This is a genomic window from Bacteroidota bacterium (assembly GCA_025059945.1).
Taxonomy (GTDB): domain Bacteria; phylum Bacteroidota; class Rhodothermia; order JANXDC01; family JANXDC01; genus JANXDC01.
On sequence record JANXDC010000005.1, the window covers coordinates 24,914 to 48,492 of the forward strand.

General features: G+C 64.7%; 23 protein-coding genes. 8 read left to right on the forward strand and 15 right to left on the reverse strand.

The features are described 5' to 3' along the window. The first annotated feature begins 1 nt into the window (after position 1). Entirely contained in the window at positions 2-703 is a 702-nt protein-coding gene (locus NZ993_04025) for a DUF4397 domain-containing protein (GenBank protein MCS7154961.1), read from the forward strand. A gap of 8 nt (positions 704-711) precedes the next feature. On the opposite strand, the gene NZ993_04030 is transcribed toward NZ993_04025, so the two are convergent. From NZ993_04030 to NZ993_04040, 3 genes are all read right to left on the reverse strand, one after another. Continuing rightward, complete coding sequence (locus NZ993_04030; GenBank protein MCS7154962.1) at positions 712-1,746, reverse strand: isochorismatase; 1,035 nt, start codon at positions 1,744-1,746, stop codon at positions 712-714. Positions 1,747-1,807: 61 nt separating this feature from the next. Then, positions 1,808-2,695 (reverse strand): putative 4-hydroxybenzoate polyprenyltransferase, encoded by an 888-nt coding sequence (ubiA, locus tag NZ993_04035; protein ID MCS7154963.1) that lies wholly within the window; start codon positions 2,693-2,695, stop codon positions 1,808-1,810. Positions 2,696-2,706: 11 nt separating this feature from the next. Further along, positions 2,707-3,927 carry an amidohydrolase family protein gene (locus NZ993_04040; GenBank protein MCS7154964.1) on the reverse strand — a complete coding sequence of 407 codons (1,221 nt, stop codon included), beginning with the start codon at positions 3,925-3,927 and terminating at the stop codon, positions 2,707-2,709. Between the two features lie 163 nt (positions 3,928-4,090). Between NZ993_04040 and NZ993_04045 the strand changes: the two genes are divergently transcribed. After that, the gene (locus NZ993_04045; GenBank protein ID MCS7154965.1) at positions 4,091-5,227 is read left to right on the forward strand and encodes a glycosyltransferase; all 1,137 of its coding nucleotides are present in this window, start codon (positions 4,091-4,093) and stop codon (positions 5,225-5,227) included. On the opposite strand, the gene NZ993_04050 is transcribed toward NZ993_04045, so the two are convergent. Then, positions 5,224-6,252: a Gfo/Idh/MocA family oxidoreductase gene (locus NZ993_04050; protein MCS7154966.1), complete on the reverse strand. Its 1,029-nt coding sequence runs from the start codon at positions 6,250-6,252 to the stop codon at positions 5,224-5,226. The two genes, NZ993_04045 and NZ993_04050, sit on opposite strands and share 4 nt — an antisense overlap. 2 nt (positions 6,253-6,254) lie before the next feature. Next, positions 6,255-7,382 (reverse strand): DegT/DnrJ/EryC1/StrS family aminotransferase, encoded by a 1,128-nt coding sequence (locus tag NZ993_04055; protein MCS7154967.1) that lies wholly within the window; start codon positions 7,380-7,382, stop codon positions 6,255-6,257. A 74-nt stretch (positions 7,383-7,456) separates the two neighbouring features. On the opposite strand from NZ993_04055, the gene NZ993_04060 reads away from it, so the two are divergent. Further along, positions 7,457-7,915, forward strand: coding sequence for a hypothetical protein (locus NZ993_04060; GenBank protein MCS7154968.1), 459 nt, complete (start codon positions 7,457-7,459; stop codon positions 7,913-7,915). A gap of 5 nt (positions 7,916-7,920) precedes the next feature. On the opposite strand, the gene NZ993_04065 is transcribed toward NZ993_04060, so the two are convergent. The 5 genes from NZ993_04065 to NZ993_04085 form a co-directional block, all read right to left on the reverse strand. Further along, positions 7,921-10,338, reverse strand: a complete 2,418-nt coding sequence (locus tag NZ993_04065) for a prolyl oligopeptidase family serine peptidase (protein ID MCS7154969.1) — start codon at positions 10,336-10,338, stop codon at positions 7,921-7,923. Positions 10,339-10,426: 88 nt separating this feature from the next. Beyond that, entirely contained in the window at positions 10,427-11,044 is a 618-nt protein-coding gene (locus NZ993_04070) for a hypothetical protein (GenBank protein ID MCS7154970.1), read from the reverse strand. Next, the gene (locus tag NZ993_04075) at positions 11,044-11,937 is read right to left on the reverse strand and encodes an arginine deiminase family protein (GenBank protein MCS7154971.1); all 894 of its coding nucleotides are present in this window, start codon (positions 11,935-11,937) and stop codon (positions 11,044-11,046) included. The genes NZ993_04070 and NZ993_04075 overlap by 1 nt, the downstream gene beginning before the upstream one ends. Positions 11,938-11,952: 15 nt before the next feature. Then, positions 11,953-12,159, reverse strand: a complete 207-nt coding sequence (locus NZ993_04080) for a hypothetical protein (protein MCS7154972.1) — start codon at positions 12,157-12,159, stop codon at positions 11,953-11,955. Positions 12,160-12,182: 23 nt separating this feature from the next. Continuing rightward, positions 12,183-13,052 carry a mechanosensitive ion channel family protein gene (locus NZ993_04085; protein ID MCS7154973.1) on the reverse strand — a complete coding sequence of 290 codons (870 nt, stop codon included), beginning with the start codon at positions 13,050-13,052 and terminating at the stop codon, positions 12,183-12,185. 127 nt (positions 13,053-13,179) lie between these two features. Between NZ993_04085 and NZ993_04090 the strand changes: the two genes are divergently transcribed. After that, on the forward strand, positions 13,180-13,668 hold the full coding sequence (locus tag NZ993_04090) for an NUDIX hydrolase (GenBank protein ID MCS7154974.1): 489 nt from the start codon (positions 13,180-13,182) through the stop codon (positions 13,666-13,668). A gap of 44 nt (positions 13,669-13,712) precedes the next feature. Continuing rightward, positions 13,713-15,743: a tetratricopeptide repeat protein gene (locus NZ993_04095; GenBank protein MCS7154975.1), complete on the forward strand. Its 2,031-nt coding sequence runs from the start codon at positions 13,713-13,715 to the stop codon at positions 15,741-15,743. Here the strand turns inward: NZ993_04095 and NZ993_04100 are convergent. From NZ993_04100 to NZ993_04115, 4 genes are read right to left on the reverse strand one after another with little or no spacing between them, the layout of a single operon-like run. Continuing rightward, positions 15,674-16,069 (reverse strand): hypothetical protein, encoded by a 396-nt coding sequence (locus NZ993_04100; protein MCS7154976.1) that lies wholly within the window; start codon positions 16,067-16,069, stop codon positions 15,674-15,676. The two genes, NZ993_04095 and NZ993_04100, sit on opposite strands and share 70 nt — an antisense overlap. After that, positions 16,066-17,217 carry a P1 family peptidase gene (locus NZ993_04105; protein ID MCS7154977.1) on the reverse strand — a complete coding sequence of 384 codons (1,152 nt, stop codon included), beginning with the start codon at positions 17,215-17,217 and terminating at the stop codon, positions 16,066-16,068. The genes NZ993_04100 and NZ993_04105 overlap by 4 nt, the downstream gene beginning before the upstream one ends. Positions 17,218-17,221: 4 nt before the next feature. Beyond that, on the reverse strand, positions 17,222-18,040 hold the full coding sequence (locus tag NZ993_04110) for an ATP-dependent Clp protease proteolytic subunit (GenBank protein ID MCS7154978.1): 819 nt from the start codon (positions 18,038-18,040) through the stop codon (positions 17,222-17,224). 13 nt (positions 18,041-18,053) lie between these two features. Then, the gene (locus NZ993_04115; GenBank protein MCS7154979.1) at positions 18,054-18,779 is read right to left on the reverse strand and encodes a rhomboid family intramembrane serine protease; all 726 of its coding nucleotides are present in this window, start codon (positions 18,777-18,779) and stop codon (positions 18,054-18,056) included. 330 nt (positions 18,780-19,109) lie between these two features. On the opposite strand from NZ993_04115, the gene NZ993_04120 reads away from it, so the two are divergent. Genes NZ993_04120 through NZ993_04130 form a run of 3 tightly spaced genes read left to right on the forward strand, consistent with a single transcriptional unit; the run spans position 19,110 to position 22,989 of the window. Continuing rightward, entirely contained in the window at positions 19,110-19,979 is an 870-nt protein-coding gene (locus NZ993_04120; protein ID MCS7154980.1) for a hypothetical protein, read from the forward strand. Continuing rightward, positions 19,976-22,276, forward strand: coding sequence for an ATP-binding protein (locus tag NZ993_04125; protein ID MCS7154981.1), 2,301 nt, complete (start codon positions 19,976-19,978; stop codon positions 22,274-22,276). The genes NZ993_04120 and NZ993_04125 overlap by 4 nt, the downstream gene beginning before the upstream one ends. After that, entirely contained in the window at positions 22,273-22,989 is a 717-nt protein-coding gene (locus NZ993_04130) for a response regulator (GenBank protein MCS7154982.1), read from the forward strand. The genes NZ993_04125 and NZ993_04130 overlap by 4 nt, the downstream gene beginning before the upstream one ends. Here the strand turns inward: NZ993_04130 and NZ993_04135 are convergent. Then, entirely contained in the window at positions 22,986-23,549 is a 564-nt protein-coding gene (locus NZ993_04135) for an HDIG domain-containing protein (protein ID MCS7154983.1), read from the reverse strand. The genes NZ993_04130 and NZ993_04135 overlap by 4 nt on opposite strands. Between the last annotated feature and the right edge of the window lie 30 nt (positions 23,550-23,579).

Here is a 23,579-nt window from a genome sequence, read left to right on the forward strand (position 1 = left end):
GATGGGCCCGCGCCCGCTTATCGCGCTCTTAAGCCTCAGCGCGGGGGCGTGCCTTTATGAGGCGGGCACCCCCGCCTTTACGGGTTTCGATCAGCCCCTGCACCGGGAGCTGGCGCGCGTGCGGCTGCTACACCTGGCCGACTTTCTGGGACCCATAGAGGCGCGCTGGGAGGCGGCGCTCTGGGCGGAGGCGCTGCCCCCCGGTGGGGCCTCCCGATATCTTTCGGTGCCCGCAGGCGCGCACCAAATCGAGCTGCGCCGGGTCCGGGGGGAACCGGTGTTGCGCCAGGCGCTCTGGATTCCGGATACGACCTGGCGGGCCGCGTACGCCGTTATGCTATACCGCCGAGGGGGTGAGCCCGCGCTGCGCCGGTTCGATGAGCGGCGGCTTCTGGAGGCGCGCGAAGCGCACCTGTTGGTGCAGGTCGTGCACCTAGCCGATGGAACCCCACCGCTACAGGTGCACTTTGAGACGGGCTACGGATCCCTAAAGACACCCACGCTACGCTTTGAGGAGGCCGCCCCTCCTGTGGACTTCTACGGCTTCGGGGAGGACGACCTTTCGGTTCGGGTGCGCATATACCTTCCCAATGGCTCCCTGTGGGCCCAGAGCGCGCAGACGTTGCGGCGCGGGCAGGCTTACTGGCTTCTACTCGGCCCGGAGCGAACGTACTGGTTTCTTGTGCCCCGGCCCTCCGGATAGGGCCCTCTTTAAGCGAAGAGCTCCTTGATCGGGCCCGGCCAGTCCTCCATGGGCGTGGTGCTGCGAACCAGGTGCGCGCCGGCCTCGGCAAAGCGCCGATAAGCAGCCTCCGCGGCCTCGGTGTAATCGATCGCGCCTGGTACCACGACGGGCGAGGCGCAGTCTTCAAGAAGATATACCCGCTGGGCCAAGGCCGGATCCGGAAGGCGTGCTAGCAGGTCCTCTACCGTCCAGGCCACGCAGTGGCTTTTGGCCTGTCCTGCGACCAAGATGGCGTCAAAACTCAAGAGCCGATCGATGAGCTCCTGATCCACCGCGCCCAAGGGCTCCCCGTCGGCTCCCGTGTGCACCTCGGGGCCGAAAGCCGAGTAGTGCTCCGTAAGGGGATGCCGACCCTTGATACGGAAGTCGGGTTGGCTGTAGCGCGCAACAGCGTGAAAGAAGACCGCCTCCTCCACGGCCGGCACCAGGGCATGTCCCACTCCGCCCAGCATGGCGTGATAGGGCCAGATCGTGAGCACGTACTTGCCTGCGCGCTCCAGGGCCTCCGTATAATACCGGGCATGTCGCGCTAGGCGCTCCTCCTCCACTCCCAGAACAGGAGCCAAGGCCGCATTCGGACGCCAACGGCCGCTTCGCACCTCCTCGGCCGTCACCTGCGTGTAGGGGTCCGGATGCCGACCCTCGGCATCCACCCAGAAGAGGCTGTGAAAGATCTGCGCCGCCTGGTGCGTATCGAGCGTGAGCACAACCTGCGTGACGCAAGGCAGGCACCGGTACAAGAACGCGACCAACCGGCGGTTGTCCTCCACCGCCCCCATGCCGGAGGGGCCGCGGACGAAGAGTTCGAAGTCCGGCAAACAGAACGTGTTCTGCACATCCACCAGAAGCAGCGCCACACGGAACCGATCTTCGACCGCCGGCCGGATTCCGTAGGCGCGGGCCCACTGGCGCGCGGCCTGCGCCAGGGCCTCGTAGTCGACTTTCCAAAGCGCCCCCACGCGCTCCGGATCAAAGTGCGGGGGCAAGGGCAGCGCTCGCATTCTTGTTGCCTCCTTCTATTGTTGTAGGAAACGCCTTTCGGCGTTTAGGTTCCCTCAGCTTCTATGTCAGCAGCACGTCCAGAATCGTCCAAGCCCCGATCCACAGGCTAGCCCATCCGTTGGCCGTAAAGAAGGCTTGATCCAGGCGCGAGAGGTCCTCCGGGCTCACAAGCCGATGCTGGCGCAGAAGCGCCAAGAGGAAGCCTGCATATCCGATCCAGAAGTACAGGCCAAGCTGGGCCTGCAGCCCGAAGCCGGCTAGCAGAAGCGCACAAAGCCCATGCGACGCGGCCGAGATGCGCAACGCCGGCCGGATCCCGATTCGGGCCGGCACGCTGTAAAGCCCCGCTTGCCGGTCGAAATCCACATCCTGCAGGGCGTAAAGGATGTCGAAACCTGCTACCCAGAACAACACGGCCGCCCCCAACAGCGCGGGCGCGGGCTCTAGGCGCCCCATCGCAGCTAGCCACGCCCCGACTGGGGCTAAACCCAAGGCGGCGCCCAACAGGAAATGGGAGAGCGCGGTAAAGCGCTTGCTATAGGAATAGCCCAGCAACACCGCCAAAGCGACGGGGGCGAGCGCCAAACACAGGGGGCTGATGAGCGCCGCGGCCAGAAGAAAACCCGCCGCGTTTATGGCAAAAAACCCCCAGGCCGCACGCAAAGACAGCCGGCCCGAGGGCAGCTCTCGCATGGCCGTCCGGGGGTTTCGCCGGTCGTATTCGCGGTCTACGATGCGGTTGAAGGCCATGGCCGCGCTGCGGGCCGTCACCATGGCCAAAAGCACCAGCGCAAGCACGCGCCCCTCAAAGGGCCTTCCCCGAAAGGCCACAGCCAAGCTGGCCAGCGCGAAGGGCAAGGCGAAAACGGTATGCGAAAACCTCACAAAAGAGCCCCAAAGGCGCAGGCGGGCCCACCATGCAAGGCCCGTGAGCTCAGGCGAATGCATCGCAGTCTTCCCTAGCTGTTCGTCCCCAGATGTAGCGCCCTTGCCTGCACGGCCCCGGGTTCGCGCCAGTGCTTTAGATCGCCCTCCAAGGCCACCAACCCCGGTCGGCGCCCTACGCGCAGCGCGCCCAAGATACGCCCCAGCCCCAAAGCACGGGCCCCATTCCAGGAGGCCAACCGGATAGCCTGCTCCAGCGTGAGCTCCGTGAAGGCCTGTCCGAGCTCCTGCAGTTCGGCCCATACCGAAAGCCGGCTATTCGAGGCCAGGCTGTCGGTTCCCACCGCCACCCCAACACCCCGGTCCAGAAGGGCCGTAAGCGGAGGCATGCGGCCTTCGATGTAGCGATTGGAACGCGGACACAGCACAACGGCCACGCGAGGAAAACGCCTCAAAAGATCAAGCTCCTCCGGTTGGGCCACGGTCATGTGCACAAGCAAAAGGCGCTGTCGAGGGTGCACCCACCGCAGAAGCCAGAGAAGCGGGCTCTCTCGGGGCGGACGCCAGCCGCTCAGATCGGCCCCCAGCGCCCGAAGCAACTCGGCCAGGGAGCCCCCGCCCGAGGTGAAGAGCTCGCGTTCGGCTTCGGATTCGAGCATGTGCAGGCTACAGGGAAGCCCAAGGCGGGCGTTTTCGGCCAGAATACGCCTAATCAGGAGCTCCGAGGTCGAGTAAAGGGCATGCGGCGTTAAGGCGTATCGGCGCCCCGGATCTCCTCTTAGGCATCCGGCCCGCAGCTGCTGCCGGGCCTTCCGGAAGATTTCTTGAGCCCGCTCTGGGTCCCAGCCGAAGCGCTCCAGAAAGAAGACCCCGCGCATGCCCAGCGCACAGGCCGGACCCCAGGCCTCAACCCCGTTGCCGATGTCCCCAACGGCCACCACGCCTTCGGCCTGCAAGGCTCGAATGGCCTCCTCTATGGCGGCCCGGCGCACCTCAGAGGCCGCGCCATCGCGTTGAGCCTGCAGAGAGCGGATAAAGCCGGCCAAACCCAGGCCGGCCGGAATGCGACCGCGCAGATGGGATAGCTCCAGGTGCACGTGCGCGTTCACAAACCCCGGCGCCAGCGCGCCCTCCACCGGACAAACCGAGGCGCCCGAGAAACGGCTCCGAAGCGCGCGATAAGGCCCTACGGCGAGCACGCGGCCTTCGGAGTCCAACAGCACCGCGCCCTCCCGAATCGGGGCCCTGTCGCCCGGAAACACCCACGGCGCATACCAGAGCGTAGTTGCGCGCATCAAGGCAAAGATAGCGGCCGAAGCTGCCTCGGTTCCCGAAGGACGTATTATCTTCGAAGCTCGGTGCGCGCCCTCTGGGCCGGCTACCGGATCTAGAGGGCGTCCGTCGGGCTGCGGCTTAGGGGGTTGCGCACAGATTGTATGCGCTTGTGCCGTGATTCGTATGGTAACGGGGGCACCTCGATCCCGTCCGCGAGCCGTTTTGCTCGGCCTGGGGCCTGCGCTCCGCGACAGCCGCACCCTGCGGGAGGCGGAGCTGCTAGAGGCCTTGGGATGGGAGGTGCATCTAGTGGGCTACGACGCGGCCCAGGCTCAAGGCCCTTGGCCCGTACACCGGCTTACGACGCGCTTTGACCGGGGCCCAGCCCGTTTCTGGGCCCACGATCGGGCCGCGCGGCGGCTGCTAGGCGCCCTGCCGGCTGAGCTGTATCAGGCCCTGGACCTATACAGCCTTCCGGCCTGCGCCTGGGCCGCAGACCGATGGGGTGCTGCGCTCACATACGATGCGCGCGAGCTATATCCGGACGTCGCGGCTACGGTCGGCCGCCCCTGGGTGCGGGCCTTTTGGCGCGCCCTGGAGGCACGCTACATCAGACGCGCCCATTGGGTTTTCACCGTAAGCGAAGGCATCGCCGAGCTGCTTGCGCTTCGGTACGAGATCCCCAAGCCGCTTGTGGTGCGCAACGTTCCAGCTTACCGCCCTGTCCCTCCGAGCCGGCGGTTGCGGGAGCGCCTCCGGCTGCCCTCGGAGGCCTTCCTGTTTCTGCATCAAGGGCATATGCAGCGCGGCCGCGGCCTGGAGCGGCTCCTTGTGGCCTTCGGGCGGGCTAATCTAGCCGATGCCCACCTGGTTTTACTTGGCGAAGGCCCTCTGAGGGGCCCTCTACAAGAGCGGGCCCGGCGCCTGGGCTTAAGCGGACGCGTGTGGTTTTTGGACCCTGTTGCCCCCGCGGAACTGCTCGCGTACACGGCCTCAGCCGACGTGGGCGTCAGCCTGCTTGAGGACACCTGCTTAAATCACCGCTACGCGCTGCCCAACAAGCTGTTTGAATACCTCATGGCCGGTCTGCCCGTGTTGGCCAGCGATCTGCCCGAAATCCGCGCCATAGTGGCGGGTTTCGACGTGGGGCTGCTTGTCGACCCGCGTGATCCGGAGATGCTGCGCGAGGCCATAGAGCGCATGCGGACCGATGATGCCGCCCGTCGGCGCTGGCGCGAGCGCACCCGAGCCGTCTTCGACGTCTACCGATGGGAGTTTGAGGCGCGCCTGCTACAAAGCGTCTACGAGCGGCTGCCCTAGAGGGCCGCTATAGGTTCTGTGCGGCCCGTCTGCAGGGAGCGCTTGGCGGCCTCCAGCACCTGCACTACGCGCAGGCCGTCGTAGACGTCGCTCTTGGGCCGCAGGCGCTCCCGCACGCAACAGACGAAGTGCTCGCACTCCAACCGAAGCGGCTCCTGCATGGGGATACGGGGGATGTAGATGTCCCCGTCGCGCACCGTCATGGCCTCCGTATAGGTGGCGTAGGGCTTAGGCTCCGTAGGCTGCACGTCCACCCCTTTGTCGTATATGCGGACCTTCTCCACGGCCTCCACGTCGTCTATGACCAGCATCTTGCGGCTGCCCACAAGCGTAACGCGCCGGATCTTGTGGGGATCCAGCCAAGAGGTATGCAGGTGCGCGATGCGACCGGATTCGAAGTACAGCGTGGCGAAGACCACATCCTCTATGCCGGGCTGCAGAAAGCTTTGCCCGTGCGCGGAGATGGCCACGGGGCGGTCCCGCAGGTAGCGGAGGGCTAGCGCGATATCGTGCGGGGCCAGGCTCTGGAAGGCGTTTTCGTGCCGGCGCACGATGCCCAGGTTCACCCGCGTGCTGTACAGGTAATACAAAAGCCCCAGCTCGCCTCGCTCGATAAGGGATTCGGCGTACACAAAAGCCGGATGATACAGTAGCAGGTGGCCCACCATGAGGATCCTCCCCGTGCGCTCGACAAGCTCCACCAGGCGCTGGGCCTCTTCTACGGTGAGCGTCATGGGCTTTTCCACGAACACATCGCGGCCGCTTTCCAGGGCGCGTCGGGCCATCTCAAAATGCCACTCCGTGGGCGCGGCGATGGAGACGGCCTGCACGCGCGGGTCCGCCAGCACGTCCTCAAAGCGGCTAGTAACGCGCACCTGTGCGCGCTCACCGAGCTGCTCCCGGAGGCGATCCAGATTCAGATCGCAGACCCACAGGAGCTCCACCTCCGGCAAGGCGGCGAAGTTGCGCAGCACCTGACGCCCCCAATAGCCCATCCCCACATGGGCCAATCGCACCCGATCCATGGTCAGCGCCCGTAGAAGGCCCGGATGCTATCTGCGATGTGCTGCAGCTGCGCTTCGTTGAGCTCCGTGTGCATGGGCAGCGAGAGCACCTCGCGCGCCGCGCGCTCGGCCTGGGGGAAATCCCCCTCGGCGTAGCCGTGGTGCCGGTAGGCGGGCTGTAGGTGCAGGGGAAGGGGATAGTAGATCATAGTGGGCACGCCGCGCGCCTCTAAAAAGGCCCGAAGCCGGTCGCGATCAGAGGCCCGAATCGTGTACTGGTGAAACACATGCCGGGCGCGCTCGTCCCGAAACGGCAAGACGATCTCCGGGATATCCGCCAGCAGGGCGTCGTAGCGGGCGGCTGCCTCCTGGCGGGCGGCCAGGTAAGCCTCCAGATATCGCAACTTAACGTCCAGCAGGGCCGCTTGCAGCGTGTCAAGCCGGGAGTTGAGCCCCACAAGTTCGTGGTGATACTTGATGCGCGCCCCGTGGTTGGCGATCATGCGCATACGCTGGGCTAGCCCAGGGTCGTTTGTCACGACCGCGCCGCCATCGCCGAGGGCGCCCAGGTTTTTGGAGGGGAAGAAGCTGATACAGCCAACGTGCCCCAGGGTGCCCACCTTACGGCCCCGCCATTCGGCCCCTATGGCCTGGGCCGCGTCTTCGATCACATACAGGCCATGACGGGAGGCCAAATCCAGGATGGCGTCCATATCCGCCGGCTGCCCGTAGAGGTGCACGGGAATGATAGCGCGCGTACGCGGGCCAATGCGCGCGGCCACATCGGCCGGATCCAGGTTGAAGGTGCGCGGATCGATGTCCGCGTATACGGGCCGCGCCCCGAGCAGGGCGATCATCTCGGCCGTGGCCACGAAGGTAAAGGGCGTCGTGATGACTTCTTCCCCCGGCCTTAAGCCGATGGCCATAAGCGCGATCAACAGCGCGTCTGTGCCGCTAGCGCATCCGATCGCATACCGGCAGCCCAGATAGGCGGCCAAATTCGCCTCAAAGCGCTCGCACTGGGGACCCCGGATGTATTGCCCCCCGTCGAGCACCTCCTCGATGGCCCGTAAGAGTTCATCGCGGATGCGGCGATGCTGCCCCAGGAGATCCACCATCTGAATTTGAGGCGCGGTAAGGGGTTTATCCATCGGCAGATCCTATATTCGCAGAGGCCCTTTGGCCGCGCCCAAGATAGCCACAAGCCGCGCCCGGGGGAAAGTCTATGCGACAGGCCGTTCTGCTCCTTTGGGGACTTGGGTTGCTGGGCTGTTCGGGATCCGCACCCCGAACGCTGAGCCCGTGGGAAGCCGAACGGCTGCTCTTGCGCGCCGAGCTAACCGTCTCGGAATGCCTGCGGCTGATCGAAGATCGGCTGCCTGAGCTGCGGGGGCGGTTGCGGCTGCCCCCGGATTGGTCACCGCAACTGCCCACGACCCGACTGGTGCTAGCTGTCCTGGGCGCTCAGGCGATCGAGCGGCTCCGGATTCCGATCTCAGAGCGGGCGCTTCCGGAGCCGCTCGATGTGCCCGCCGAACATCCTCACCGCAAGGCTGTGCTGCTCACTTTACGGGCCGGGCTATTGGAGTTTTTTCCGAACCAGACCTTTCGGGCTGGTCTTGCGGTGGACGGCTATGAGCTCGAGCGCTTCCTAGAACGCCTTATGAGGCTTCGGGGCCGATAAAACGGCTACTGGCCGCCTGATCCGATCGGGCTACCGCGCACGAAGCGGTCCATCCATTCGATCATCTCCTGAATCACGTGCAAAACAGACTCCCGCGCCGCATAGCCGTGGCTCTCTAGGGGCAGTTGCACCAGACGCGCCGTCTTGCCCAGGCCCTTAAGCGCATGGTACATGCGCTCCGACTGAATAGGGAAGGTGCCCGCGTTGTTGTCGGCATCCCCGTGGATGAGCAGCAGGGGCTCGTTGATTTTATCTGCGTGCATAAACGGAGACAGGCGCACGTAGAGCTCGGGCGCCTCCCAGAGGGTTCGCTCTTCGTTTTGAAAGCCAAACGGGGTCAGCGTGCGGTTGTAGGCGCCGCTGCGGGCGATCCCCGCTCGAAACAGCTCCGAGTGCGCCAGCAGATTGGCCGTCATGAAGGCGCCGTAAGAATGCCCTCCCACCCCGAGGCGGCGCGTATCGGCTACTCCCAGGCTGTCGAGGGCACGGATGGCAGCCTCGGCGTTCAAGATGAGCTGCTCAAGGAAGGTGTCGTTAGCTCGCTGCCCGCCCAAAATGGGCATGGCGGCGTTATCCAAGACCACGTACCCTTTGAGCACCAGGAACAGGTGGGAAGCCCCAGATACGCGCGTAAACCGGTTCGGGGATCCAGAGACCTGCGCGGCCGCATCGGCCGTGGCGAACTCGATGGGATAGGCCCAAATGAAGGCCGGGCGACGTTCTCCGGGCTGGTAGTCGGGGGGCAGGTACAAGGTGCCCGAAAGCTGGATGCCGTCTTTGCGTCGGTACGTGATGAGCTGCTTGCGGACCTTGCGGAAAATTGGCTGCGGATCGGGAAAATGCGTCAAGGCCACCGCGGTTCGGCTTCTCAGATCGCGCAGGAAGTAGTTCGGGGGCTCCGAAGCGGACTCGCGGCTGGTGAGCAGAAGGCGCTCATCGAGTAGCGCGATGGGCATCTCGTAGTAGGGATCGGCGCTGCGGAAGAGTTCCTCGGTTCGAAACGTGCGCAAATCGATCCGGCGCAGAAACGGATACTCTCCGCGTGGCGTGGCCCCGGCCCCGATGAGGTAAGCGTAGCGGCCGTCGGGGGATTGCCGGATGAAGCGTTGTCCGTCAGGCCGGGTGCGCATCACCCATTGGCCGGGGTCGTTATAGCGGTCCTCCGTGAGCCGGTCAAAAAGCAACCGGGGCGGAGCGGACAGGTTGCGCGGATCGTACCAGAAGGTGCGCGTTTTGCGCGTAGGCCGGTCCAGCTCAGTGACCAAAAGCCCATCGCCTCGTTCGGTCCACTGTAGGCCGGTGAGCCGAAACTCCGTGCGCAGCCACTCCTGGGGCTGAGCTTCGAAGGGCGCCTCCCAGGCCACCAGCCGATCCCGGTGGGGGACGCGACGACGCGGATCCCCCTCATCAAGGGCCTCCACATAGAGCAGCCGGGCCGGATGCGTGGGATCCCAGCGCACCTGACGGGGCCCTTTGCGCACCCCCCCGATCGGAGTGTCCTCAGCTAAAGGCAGCAGAGCCAGGGTGCGCAGTCGCACGCCCCCGGGGCGCGTCCAGATCTCAAGCTGGCGCGGAAAGCTGCCGTAGGGGACAAAGTAGCTGTACGGCCGCAGGATGCGGGCCACAAACAGATATCGGCCATCCGGAGAGGGCTCAACCTCATCAAAGATGCCCGGCTCTCCCAGCAAGGAAACGCGCTCTGTAGCAAGGTCGAGCTCCAGGAGCTGAGCGGTAAAGTAGTACTCAAAGAGGGCCTCATCATACGGAGAGCTGAGTAGATCTTGGAAGGTACGCACCGGGGCCTGCCGGCCGGCCGTTTCCTGCACGCGCGGCCCCTCAGGCACTTCAGGCGGCGCAGGCGGCTTTCCGCGGCCCTCGGGCACCACCCAGCACAGAAGCCGATCCCCGCCGAGCCACTGATACGGCTGCCCAAGCGAGCCGTTTAAACGCCCGACCTCCAAACGTCGGGAGCGGCCCGTAAGGGGGTCGGCTACGTACAAGGCTAGCCCTTCGGAGTCCTGCTGTACGAAGGCGATCCGGCGTCCGTCGGGGGACCAAGACACAAAGCCGATCCGGGGCTCTGGCGGAAGCTCCACCGGCTGCATAAGGCGGCGCTGCAGGTCCAGAAGCGTAAGACGCACGATGAATTGCGTCTGAAAGGTCCCGTTTGTGCGGGGGTTTATGCGCACACCGGCCAGGCGCAGCATCGGCTGGGCCAAGTCCCCGATGGTGGGCATCGTCGGGCGTTCCATGAGCAGAAGCCATCGCCCATCTGGGCTCAGCTGCACCGAGGGCGGTGAAGGCGCCTCCAATAGCGCCACGATGTCCGAAGAGGGCTGTTTGTATCGGGAAACCTCCTGGGCCCCTGCAGATGATCCCCACAGAAAGCCCACAAGCAGCATGCACCCGATGCGCGCGCGCATGATGGCTCTCTCCTGACGCGTTTGGATACGATCACAAACAAGCCCTCTAGGCGCACAAAAGGCAACTGTAACGGGCTCGCAACGAACCTCACAGATCCCAAAACGGCCCCTCCAAGCCCGCGGCGAAGCGCTCCCGCAGGGCCTCCAAGCGCAGGGCCAGGGCGTTGCGCAGCTCCAGAAGCGCCTCGGCCCAGCTCCGATATCGGGCCCGGTCGATGCGGCCGGGTCGCTTCGGGAGCTCATGGAGCCCCTCTAGGGCCCCGTTGGCGTGCTCTAGGGCTCGGCGGTGATAGGCGATCACCCCGCCCAGCACCTCTCGCTCCCATCCCAACCCGTAGGCGGCCGCCAGTCGGGCGGCGATCTGCAGGACTTGATCGACGAAGTGCACAAAGGGCCCATCTTTGTGCGCGATGGGCTGTCGGTACGCCCATCGGAGCACGGCCGCGCCCAGCGCTTGGGCCTGCTGGTAGAGCGGATCCCGCGCCGGGCCCCACTGGAGCAGGTCTTCCTCCTCTGCTTCGGCAAACCGAGGCGGCTCTTCAGGGGGGAGCTCAAGCCAGCGGCGCCAGCTTGGACCTAAGCCGAGCAGCTCCAGCGGATCACTGCCCTCGGGCGCGCCCCAGTGGCGTTCGCGACGCGATTCAAGCTGGCGCAGAAACGCCTCCCATTGCGCCTCGTCCCAGATCTCATCCTCGAAGGGGCGCATCAGTAGACCATCATCTTCATGCAGAAAACCGAACCGCCGGATTTGAGGTACTCGCTTGTGTCCACTTCAATGACCGCAAAACCGTGCTGCGTGAGCATGCGCGCGGTCTCCGAGCAGCCGCGCTGGATAAGCACGTGTCGGCCGTCTGGCGTGTGCGCGTTGCAGGCGAAAAGACGCCTTGCCTCCGACTCCGGGGCCTCCAACAGACGCGGCCAGAGCCGCCGCATGAGGGCAAGCCCCTCAGCGCTGAAGGCCCCCGGGTAGAGCAGAACCGTCTCCTCATCGAGCACGCAAAAGCAGGTATCCAGGTGGTAAAAGTCCGGATCCCGAAGCTCCAAGGCCACCACGGGCACCCCCCAGCGCCGGCTGATCTCCTCGTAAGCCCGCAGACTGGAGCGAAACCCGTATCCCCCCCAAAGCAACATGCGCCCCGGATGCCAGATCGCATCTCCCATCCCTTCGAAGTCCGACACCTCGGGGTCGGAGAAGTGATCGACTTCGTAGCCCTCGCTTCGATACCAGGCCTCGATGTGCGGCACCTCGGGTCGACGCTGGGGGGCGTGCATGCGGCTCATCCAGACCCGGCGCCGGCCCTCCGGACTCTGAAACGGCAGGCTCTGGTTGGCTGCAAAAACCATGTCCGGAAGTCCGGGCACGGGCTCCAGGACCACAACCGAAAAGCCCAGGCGCTCGTATGCGGCGCGCAGGGCCTCCCACTGCTCCAAGGCCCGGGCGCGGTCCACCTTGCCGAGCTGACCCTGCATATGGGGATTGATCACGTAGGCGACCTCGAAGTAATCGGGCCGCACCATGAGCACGCGCCCGGGCTCAGCCCGGCGAGGTAGATCAGTCAGGTGAAAATCTATCTCGGCCGCGCTTCGGTATACGCGCATAAGAAGGGTCTCCCGTTAGAAAGCCGCCACAACATCCCATATGAGCTCGCGCAGCTCCTGCCAGGGGACCGGATGCCGTCGCCCGCGCAGGTCCCGCAGCGTAAGACCGGCCTCCGAAGCCTCCACCAGACGCCCCCGCAGCACCCGACGGTCCTGCAGCACGGCGTTCACCTCCGAGCCGATCAGCTCCGGCGCGAGTTCCCGGGCCGTCTGAGGGTCCATCCGCACCTGTCGTCTTCCCATCGCTACTCCCGAATCCGGAAATCCGGCTGTTGTTCGTGCACGTAGACCATCCTGCGTGGAAACGGGATGTCCACGTTGTGCGCGGCGAAGGCCTCCCGAATGCGGCGGCGCAGCTCCAGCTCCGCCTCAAATTGCGTCCCAGGCTTTACCTTCGCGCTCAGGCGCAAGCGCATACCCGAATCGCCGAACTGCAGAATGCCCTGCACGACCGGCGGTTCCAGCACGATCTCGGCGCGCTCCTGGGCCCAACGCGTGGCCACGGCGTTTAGGATTTGCATGATGCGCTCCACGTCCTGCTCGTAGGCCACGTCCAACTCCACAACGGCCCGCATAAAGTCGCGGTTCCGGTTGCCGAAAAACCGCAGCTCCTCGTTGGGCACAATGAGCAGCTCGCCGTTGAACTTGCGGATCTTCGTTACGCGAAGCCCGATCTCTTCTACGACGCCGATCTCCCCGCGCAGGTTGATCAAGTCGCCTACGGCGATAAGGCGCTCGAAGAGAAGGAAAAAGCCCGCGATGACGTCCTTTACGAGCGTTTGGGCCCCGAAGCCGATGGCCAGCCCCGCAACGCCGGCGCCGGCCAGAATCGGGCCGATGTTGATCCCGATGGCGGCCAAAACGGAAAGCAGGGCCAAAATGCCCACCAAATAACGGCCCAGGCTCCGCAGCAGGGTCACGATCGTGTAGATGCGCTGCCGCTCCGGATCCACAGCCGAAAGCCCGGCCGCACGACGCTCATAACGTCGAAGCAGCCGGATCAGGGCGCCGTAAAGGGCCCAGGCCAAAAGCAGGATCACGGCCACCTGAAGGGCACCCCAGAGGAGCCGCTCCCAGAAGTTTGCATCAAGCAGCGCGCGCCCAACCTCCATCATAGAGTTGGTTTTCCGGTTAGGGGCTCCGAACTTAGGGCGGCTTGCCTTTTTTGCGCAAACCTCGGAAGGACCTATGCCCCAACCCTGGCAGGTGCTAAAGCGCCGCTATCTTGTTCGGCGTTGGTGGATGAACGTGCGCGTAGATCGGCTTCGGCTGCCCAGCGGAGCCGAAATCGCGGAGTTTCACGTGATCGAGCAGCCGGACTTCGCCAACGTGCTGGCCATCACTCCGACGGGGGAAGCGGTCTTGCTGGAGACCTATCGGCACGGCATGGGCGAAATCGCCCTGGAGCTTCCGGGCGGTGTGGTGGACCCAGGAGAGACGCCCCTGGAGGCCGCACGGCGCGAGCTGCGCGAGGAGACGGGCTACGAGGCCGAAGCGTGGCTCCCTCTGGGGCGCGTAGCGCTCAACCCCCACACGCACACAAACTGGGTCCATCTGTTTCTGGCCCGCGGCGCACGGGCCACTTCGAGCGCAAAACGCGATCCGATGGAGGATTTCAGGCTTGAGCTCGTGCCGGCGCACGCGCTGCCGAAACTCGTCGAACAAGGCCGCATCATCCAGGCCACCATGGTGAGCGCCATCTTCTGGGCCGCTTACCGGGGGCTGCTCTGAAAAAGCGCCTTGTAGGGCAGACTGCGAGCGCATAACTTCTCTTCGTGCGCTGCACCGCAAGCCAGCCTATCGGCCTGTTGGGCTTGCTCTTTCTGCTTTGGGCGGGCTGCCGGGGAGCGCAACCCGATGCACCCCCGGAAAGCGTAGATGCGTTCGTGGGGGATTCGGTCTGCGCCTCTTGCCACGGCGATATCGCGGCCCTGTACCGGCGCACCCCCAAGGCGCAGGCCCTCTACCGGCTCGCCCCGGATCGGGTGGTGGAGGATCTCAGCGGCCAAGAGGCCGTCTATGAGCCCCGAACGGGGTTTTACTACCGTGCCTTCCGTCAGGGAGATGCGTTTTTTCAGGAGGAATACCGGCTAGATGCCCGAGGCCGCAAAACGCATCGGCTCGTCTATCCCATGCAATACGTGGTGGGCTCGGGCAACGCCGCGCGCACATACCTATACGAGGAAAACGGATACCTCTTCCAGCTGCCCCTGAGCTGGTATGCGCAGAGCGGCCGCTGGGGCCTAAGCCCAGGCTATGAGCGGGCCAACGCGCGTTTTTTCCGCCCAATCCGGCAGGCTTGCCTGGGCTGCCACACGGGCCATTTTAGGCCTGTTCCGGAGACGAGCAATCGATACGAGGCCTTTAGCCTGGGCATCGGCTGCGAACGCTGCCACGGACCGGGGGCACGACATGTGGCCCTGCACCGAGGGGGCAAGCGGTCCAGAAGCGGACCCGACACCACGATCCTCAACCCCCGGCGTATTCCCCCGGAGCGGCGCCTGGACCTCTGCCAACAATGCCATCTGGAGACAACCGTATCCTTCTATCGGGAGGGCAAAGGGCCGCTGGACTACCGACCGGGTCGGAGGCTTTCGGATTACTGGGTCGCCTTCGTCGACTCTGCCCTTTCGGCGAGCACGGTGCAGGTCGCAAGCCATGTGGAGCGCATGCAGCAGAGCGCCTGTTTCCGAGGCAGCCGAGGGCGGCTGGATTGCCTGAGCTGTCATGACGCGCATCGCGCAAGCCGCGAATTAGGTCCGGAGCACTTCAACCGGATCTGTCAGGGCTGTCACGACCTCGGGCGCCTCTCGCGGGGCCCGCTCGCCGCCACGCACGGGCCTGAGGCCCCGTGTACTTCCTGCCACATGCCCCGGATCCGGCCCAGCGCCGTGCCCCATGCGGCCTTCACGGATCACGCCATCCCGCGCCGACCCGATCGGCCCCCCTCCGGGACACCTCCGCCCCAGAGGACCAGCGGGCAGCTTACGCCGGTCTTCGCGGAACTCAGGCGGGATCCGGCTTATCCGGTCTACGAGGGCATCGCCTATCTTGCCTACGCCCGCGAACATCCCGAAACGAGGGCCCTAGAGCGGGCCATCGACCGCCTGCTGCGCGGGCTACGGGAGGTCCCCGGCCATGCCGAAGGATGGTACCTGCTGGGATACGCCTACGAATGGCGGGGTGAGCGAAGCCGGGCTCGCGCGGCCTACGCCCGGGCCGCGGCGCTTGAGCCCACAGCGGAGCGGCTGCTGGCCCTGGCGCGCCTGGCGGAATGGGACGGAGACTGGAAGGAAGCGGAACGGTGCTATCAAGAGGCGCTACGACGCCAGCCCGAGCTTCCGGAGGCGCTCACGAACCTGGGCCGGCTTTTGGAGCTGAAAGGACGCCTTGCGGAGGCGCGCACCTGTTACGAACAGGCCGTGCGCCTGCGGCCCAGCTTAGCGGAGGCGCGCTTCAACCTCGGCACTTTGCTTGTTCGGCTGGGAGCGCCCCAAGAGGCCGAAGCGCACCTTCGGCGGGCTGTTGCGCTAGAGCCCGATTACGCCAAGGCGCGCAACAATTTGGCCGTTCTGCTCGCCCAAACGGGCCGCCTTCAGGAGGCCATCGCCGAATGGGAGGAGGTGGTGCGCCTGGAGCCGGCGCATGCGGACGCGCTTTTCAATCTGGCCCTCGCCTACGCGCAAAACGGCCGGCTGCGCGAGGCCCGCAGGATGGCGGAGCGCTTTCTGCAGCGCTACCCCGATGAGCCCCGATCCGATCGGCTGCGCGCCCTGTTGGGGGGCTCCTCCTCCGGATCCCAGTGAAAGGCATGCAGAAAACGGTGTACAAGGGGACTTAACAGCACCGCGGCCGTGACCAGAAACAGAAGCCCCGAGAAAAGGGCGTAGCATCCGGCGAAGATCTTCGCGGCTGGAGAACGCAGTTCGGCCACTGGACCCATACCCCCCAGGATCATAGCGGCATTCAAAAAGGCGTCCACCCAATCAAGCCCGACGAAAACGCGATACCCCCACATACCCAGGCCCAGCGCAGCCCCCACCAGCAGAGCCGCCCCGCTGGCATGCCAGAGCATGCGCATCAAAAAACGCATACGGGGCAGCGGGGGATCGCGGCGACGCTCGTAGATCACGGTAGCCTCCCGTAACGCCTGAGCACCTCTCGGACGCGCTCAATCGGGATGGCCTCCACAGTGCGGCCCCGATAGCCCGTCACCGTTACGGCCCGAAACAGGCTGTTGTAGATGGCCTCTTCGGTAGCCTCGACTACAGCCAAAAACAAGGGGTTGAGCACCTCCGGATGCAGGCTCGGGATCTGTATCACAGGGGGGTTGGGCGCCTGATGTGGAATCCGATAGGCCGTGCTGAAGGCGATGACGAAGTCACCGGACCCATTAGCCATAAAGGAGCCCGTTCGGGCCATGCCGAGGATGGCCCGATGGGCCATGCGCTCCAGCGTGGCCCGGTCTACGGGGGCGTTTGTGGCCACCACGATCATGCAGGAGCCATCGGGCGGATCATAAGGCACCTCGCCCTGCATGAAAAACCGCCCCAGCTCACGGCCCACCGGAACGCCATCGACCTGCAGCAGGCCGCCGAAGTTCGTCTGCACAAGCACCCCCACCACGTACCCCCCATAGCGGGCCGGCAGCACGCGCGAGGCCGTGCCGATGCCGCCCTTCCAGCCAAAGCACACGGTGCCCGTTCCGGCGCCCACAGCGCCCTCCTCCACGGGTCCGGAGCGGGCGTTGGCGATGGCCTCCCAGACGTGCTCCGGCCGCACATGCCCGCCTCGGATATCGTGCAAAAACCCGTCGTTGGTCTCCCCGACCACGGCGTTGACGCTGCGCACCTCGGCGTTGCCGGGCTGCCGGAGCGTCCACTCGACAAGCGCATCCCACGCGATTCCGACAGAGCGCGTGTTCGTGAGCGCAATTGGGGTCTCGAGCGTCCCCAGCTCGCGCACCTGCAGAAAACCGGCCGCCTTGCCAAAACCGTTGCCCACCCAAACGGCGGCCGGAACCTTCTCCTCGAACAGGTTGCCCTCATGGGGCAAGATTACGGTCACTCCCGTGCGCACGTCCTGCCCCTCCCAGATTGTGCGATGCCCGACCCGAACACCCGGCACATCCGTGATGGCGTTCCATCGGCCGGGGCTCAAAATCCCCGGGCGCAGCCCCAAATCCCTCGCCCGGGGTCGCTCGCCTTGTCCTGTGGCCTCCATAGCCAACCCCATGCATAGCAGCATGCCGACCAGATCGCGATGCCAGGGCATCTTCATCCTCCTACGCGCGGGAAGTGCGCGGCTCAGGCAGGTACTCCACCGAAGGACGCTGACGCACCGGTTGCGGATAAAGCGCCATAAGCTGGTAGACCAGGGGGGGAAGGTCCGTGGAAACAGGCAGACCGAGCTCCCGAGCGGCCTTTGGGGTGATGGGGTAATCGTGCGTCCAGTGTCCCTCGGTCAGCCGCCGGGCCACTTCGTGGGCGTGCTCTGCGGACATGTGTTCCCCGAGCAGCTCAACAATAGCCTCCTGAAGTTGTCGGGTGGCCTTCTCGGCCAAATCGGCGAGCACCAGCGTATGATCGTCGATCTCCGAAAGGGGCTTCTGCTGCACCACGCGCAGCAAGGAGGGCGCGGGATACTGCCCCAGTTGCGGGTCCAGGGGGCCCAGCACGGCATGCGGGCTCATGACGATCTCATCGGCCGCCAGGGCGATGAGCGTGCCGCCCGACATGGCGTAATGGGGCACAAAAACGGTCACCTTGGCCGGATGGGCCTTAAGAGCCCGCGCGATCTGCAAAGAAGCGAGCACAAGCCCCCCGGGGGTGTGCAGCACCAGATCCAGGGGCACGTCGGGATCGGTCATATGGATGGCCCGCAGCACCTCCTCGGAGTCTTGGATGTCGATGTAGCGCACGAGGGGAAAGCCAAGTAGGCTCATCGTCTCTTGCCGATGCACAAGCAGGATCACGCGCGAGCCGCGTTCGGCCTCAAGTCGGGCGATCATCCGCTGACGGGCCGCATCCAGCATGCGCTGCCGGATCACAGGCTGCAAAGCCCCGAAAAGCACAAATAGCCAAAAGAGCTCCCCAATCCCCACAGTCAAGACCCTCCTACCGCGGATACAGATACCGAATCGGGATGTGCTCGTCTCGAAAATACGGCCTATAATAGCGCCGACGCCGGCGCATCGGAGGCCCAAGCAGCGCCCCGGCCAGAAACCCCCCTACGTGGGCCCACCAGGCGATCCCACCGCCTTCGCCAGGCGCCAAGATCGAAAACGCACCCGAGAAAAGCTGCATCAAAAACCAGGCACCCAAGTACACGATGGCGGGCAGCTCCAGGAAATACGGGATAAAGAAGAGGGGGAAAAGCGTAATCACCCGCGCCCGGGGAAACAGCAGAAGATAAGCCCCCATGACCCCCGATATAGCCCCCGAGGCTCCTATAGCGGGAACCGTCGAGTTGGGATGCAGCAGAATATGCGTCCAGCTCGCCGCCAATCCGCACAGCACATAAAACAGCAGATAACGCCCATGACCTAGCCGATCCTCGACGTTGTCCCCAAAGATCCAGAGCATCCACATGTTGCCGATCAGATGCATCCAGCCCCCGTGCAAGAACATGTTGGTCAGCAGAGGCCAGTAGTTGGCGACCTCCGCCGTCCAGCCCGGCTGCGTGTAACGGGCCGGGACAACGCCGAGGGCGTGCACCAGGGCCTCTAGGGCGGGCTCGGGCAGGGCCAGCTCTATCAGAAACACCCCCGCGTTAAGCGCAATCAGAACCCAAGTCACAAAGGGGCTCTCTCGCCGGGGGATAGTGTCGTGCAAGGGAAACACGCCGTATGCCTCGTTTCGACTCGAGTGTGGCGTCGGTTCACATTGAGACCCTAAGCAGGCCTCGTTAAAATAACCGCCTCCGCCCAGTGGTAAGCAAGAAAGCGACCAGTGGGGGTTCGGGGTTCCGATTTTACCTTAAAGGGCGCGCTCTGCGGTGCAGAAACCGAGCTGAGCAGGGGCGGCATACGGTTTGTTAATCGGCATCCTAAAATGTCAACCAAAAATTGCATCATTGGCTTTCTTCATAAAAGGATCGAACTCCGGTTGCCCCTGGCGGCGCTTGTCGCGTTCGGATGCGCACCCTCCGGCCCGCGGGCTACGGAGCTAGAGGTGGGCTGGACAACTTCGGTCCTGGCTGCTCCCCTGCTCTGGGCGCAGGCTGAGGGGTTGCTGCCTGAGGGAGCCGCGCTGCGGTTTCGGCGCTTTCCGTCGGAGGCCGCCCTGCTTGAGGCCCTGCGCTCTGGGAGGCTGCAGGCCGGATTAGTGGACTTCCTGGAGGCCGTTCGGATGCAAAGCGAGCGTCCGATTTGGCGCGTTCCGCTCGTGCTCGGCATGGCATCCCGGCATCCGATCCTAATCGGTCGGGCCGTAGAATGGTCGGATCTGGCGCGACATCGCATCCCTGTGGTAGCCGGAGGCCGAGAGCATTTTTGGGCGGAACGCCTGCTTCTGGAACGCGGTCTGCTGCCCAGCCGCGCCGCGGCCCTGCTGGATCCGCTGCCGCCGGATCGGTTTGGCCCGCTTGCGGAACGCGCGCCGGTGCGCTTTGCGCTCTTGGACAGCGTGCCACCGGGCTGGAGCGTGCTGGCGCGCGCAGAGCGGTTGCGCACCCCGCCGATGTGGGTGCTGCTGATCTCCGACTCTGCGGCGCACCGATACCGCCGCGAGCTTCTGGCCTTGCTTGCGGGCTGGGCCAATGCGCTGGTCCGATGGGAGGCCGCACCTGAGGTCGCCTCTGCCCGATGGGCCGCGCTTATGAACGGCTCCGCTGAAGCCATGCGGCGCGCTGTGGCTCTGTATCGACTGGGCACGCCCCGACTGAACGAGGAGCTCTTAAGTCCCGGCGGGCCCCTATGGGCCTATCAATGGGCCGCGCATCGGTTCTGGGTCCGCCAGGGCCGCATAGCGCGCGACGCCCCGGTGCGGCCCCTACCGGACCCCGAGGGGTGGCGGGCGCTTTCTAGAGGAATACGGCGTTGAACGGCCCGTTTCGCCATAGCCTCTACTACCGGATCGCGATCGGATGGCTGTTGCCCATCACGATCGGCCTGGTGGCGTTCGTGGTTGTTCACTGGCAGGGCGTCTATCGCGCCTTTTTGGAGGAGGCCCGCGGGCGGGCCGAACAGCTAGCCGTCTCCTGGAACACGCTTCGACTCGGGAATGGAACGCAAGAGCTCAGCGGTTATGCGCTGGAGCTGGTCTCCCGACACGGCCTTAAGCTGCTTTGGGAGGTCGACTATCGATACCGGATTCGCTACAGCCATCGACCGGCCGAGCGGCTTCGGCCTGTTCCGGATTCCTATCGGGGCCTTGTCGCGCAGGTATTGGCCCTCCGCACGCCTTATTGGGGTCGCTCTCCAGAGGGCGATCTGCTCTACGCTTATCCGCTTTGGGGGGTGGAACCCGACGTCGACCCTCAAGACCCGGTCGGGGTGCTGCTCGTAGAGCAGCCTCGATCAGCCCTCCGAGGCGCCTTTTGGGGCTATGTGGCCCGCAGCTTGCCCCTCGTGGCGGGCATCTGGTTGTTCGTGGTCGGAGCGCTGATGCTGTTTACACACCGACGGCTTGTGCGGCCGGCCGAACGCGCCCTCTCCCTGGTAGAGGCGCTTCAGGCTCGGCGCGCCGTCGAGGGGCCGGCCCCGAGGGAGCCGGCCCGAGATGAACTAGAGGGCCTGCTTGCGCGGCTCTACGCGCTAGCCCAGCAGTGGAGCCAAGCGCCCGAAGCGGAGTACGGACGTTGGTTTGCGGCGCTGCCCGTACCCGTCTGCGTGCTGGATGCGGAGCTGCGCATACGAGAAGCCAACGAGACGCTGAGCCGCTGGCTCGGTCTGGAGCCCGCCCAGTTGCGGCAAAAACCCCTGGATCAACTTGTGGCCGGGCCCGATTGGTCCGGCTGGCTAGAGCCCTTTGGGGGCGAAACCCCTTATGCGACCGCCCCGGAGCCGTGGCAACTGCCCAACGGCAGACGCGCCTATGTGCTCGCGATAGGCCGCGCACTGCCCTCAGAGGGACGTTATCTGGTCGCCTTGGTGGACGCAAGCGAACAAAAGCGCCTGGAACATCAGCTGCGCAGCTACGCCGATCACCTGGAGCAACTGATCGAGCAGCGCACCCGAGAGCTCAGCGAAGCCCAGACCTTCTTGAACAACCTTATCGAAACCGCGCAGGTCGCCATTTTCGCCTTCGATGAAGCGGGCACGACGCAAATCTGGAATCGAAAGGCCGAACTGCTTACGGGCTACAGTCGGGCCGAGGTCCCCTCGCTGGAGGTCTTTCTGGAGAAGACGGCGGCCGAGCCGGAGGCCATTGCCGCGCTTTCGAAACTGTTTCGGCCCGCTGAGGGGCATGCGGATTTCCAGATGCGCCTGCGAAGCCGAACAGGCCGAGAGCGCGTGCTGGCCTGGTCCTCAAGCCGCATTGTGGACCGGAGTCGACCCACGGGGGCCTTTGTGGCCGTAGGCGTGGACGTTACGGAGGCCAAGGAGCTACAGGCCAAGCTTGAAGCCCAAACCGAAAACCTAGAGCAGTTAGTGCGGGCCCGAACGGCGGAACTGGAGGCCAAAAACCAGCAGCTGGCCGCCCTTGTGGAGGAGCTCGACGACTTCACGTACATCGTCTCCCACGATTTGCAAACCCCGCTGCGCAACATCTTGGGCTTTATCTCCCTACTTGGAGAAGAGCAGATCGAACGGCTCGACGAACACGGCCGGGAGCTGCTTGAGCTGATCAAGCAGTCCGCACAGCGTATGAGCCGCCTCATCACGGACCTGCTGGAACTGTCCCGCATCGGACGCACGCAAGCCCCGTTTATGGAGGTAAACTTAGAGGAGCTTGTGCGCACGCTTGTGCAAGAGGACTTTCCCCAGGCGCTGGCCAAGGAGCGACCGTTTGAGATCGACATCCTCACCCCCTTGCCTACGGTTTGGGGCGATCCGCTGCGCCTGCGCCAGGTGCTGCACAACTTGATCACGAACGGCCTGAAATACAACCGTAGTCCTCTACCGCGCGTGCAGATCGGTGCATCGGAGTCGGAAAATGAGTATATAGTATATGTGCGGGACAACGGAATCGGAATCGACCCCAAACACCATGAGCGGATCTTCAAGATCTTTCAGCGCCTGCACCCCCAAGAGGAATTCGAGGGCACGGGCGCGGGGCTGACCATCTGCCGGAAGATCGTCGAGCAACACGGGGGCCGTATCTGGGTGGAATCCGCCCTTGGAGAGGGAGCGACGTTTTACTTCACGCTGCCCAAGGAACGACCCGCTAGCGTATGACCGGACCTACGTCGCTGCGGATCTTGCTGGTCGAAGACAACCTGGGCGACACGATGCTCGTCCGCCATACCATTGAGCGGACGATGCCGGAGGCCAAGCTGGAGACGGTCTCCACGGTCTCGGCATGCCTGCAGCGGCTGCTTTCAGGCCCTTCTGTGGATTTGATCCTCACCGATCACAACTTACCCGACGGAGACGGGCTAGAGGTCATCGCGCACGTGCGGGAGCTGGGCCACGTAACGCCCGTGGTGGTGCTGACCGGCGTGGGGCGCGAGGACGTGGCCGTGGCCGCTATGAAGGCCGGCGCTTACGACTACCTGACTAAAGCGCCGGATCTGAGCCATCTGGAGAAGCTGCCCCTTGTGCTGCAGGACGTGCTGCGGCGGCGGGAGCTGGAGCGGCAGCTAACTGAGCTAGAGCAACAGCGGGCCGAGCTCGAAAAGCTGAGGCTTCTGCAGCAGACCATAGCGGCGATCAATCACGAGATCAACAACCCCCTCTCCATTATTACGGGCTACGTGCAGATGCTTCTCAGCCTGGCCTCTAGTTACCGCCTGGATCCGGAGGTGGTGCACGCCCTGGAGGCCATCAACGAGGCGGCGGAGCGGATCGCGGAGATCACCAGGCGCTTGGCGGCGCTCAAGAAGATCGTGCTCACGGATTACGTCGATACGAGCATCCTGGACATCCGGCGCTCGGCCGAAGAGAATTAGGCCCGGCGCGCCAGTCCCAGGCGCTCGGCCTCCGCGCGCAGGGCCGCGATGACGTGTCCGATGTGCTCCTCGAGCGGCAACCCCAACTCCTCTGCGCCCCGCCGAAGCTCCTCCCGACCTACGGCCGCCGCAAAGGCCTTGTCTTTCATCTTCTTGAGCACAGAAGAGGGCTGCAGGTCTTCTATTCCTTGAGGCCGCACGTAGGCGCAGGCCAATACGAAGCCGCTCATCTCATCGACCGCGTACAGCGCTCGGGCCATAAGGCTCTGACGGGGCACACCCGTGTAATCGGCGTGGGCCAAGATGGCCTCCAGCCAAGACTCCGGAAGCCCTAAGGTGCGCAGATAGGCCACGGCCACGTAGGGATGCTCCTCTGGCGAGGGATGACGTTCATAGTCCAGATCGTGCAGCACCCCTACGATACGCCAGCTTTGCTCATCTTGGCCGAAATGGCGGGCGTAATAGCCCATGGCGGCCTCCACGGCGTATAGGTGCCGCCTGAGAGACTCCGCCTGAATCCAACTTTCCATAAGACGGCGAGCCGCCTCAAGCGAAAACATCACACCTGGCTCCCCTGCTGCTGGTGGCCT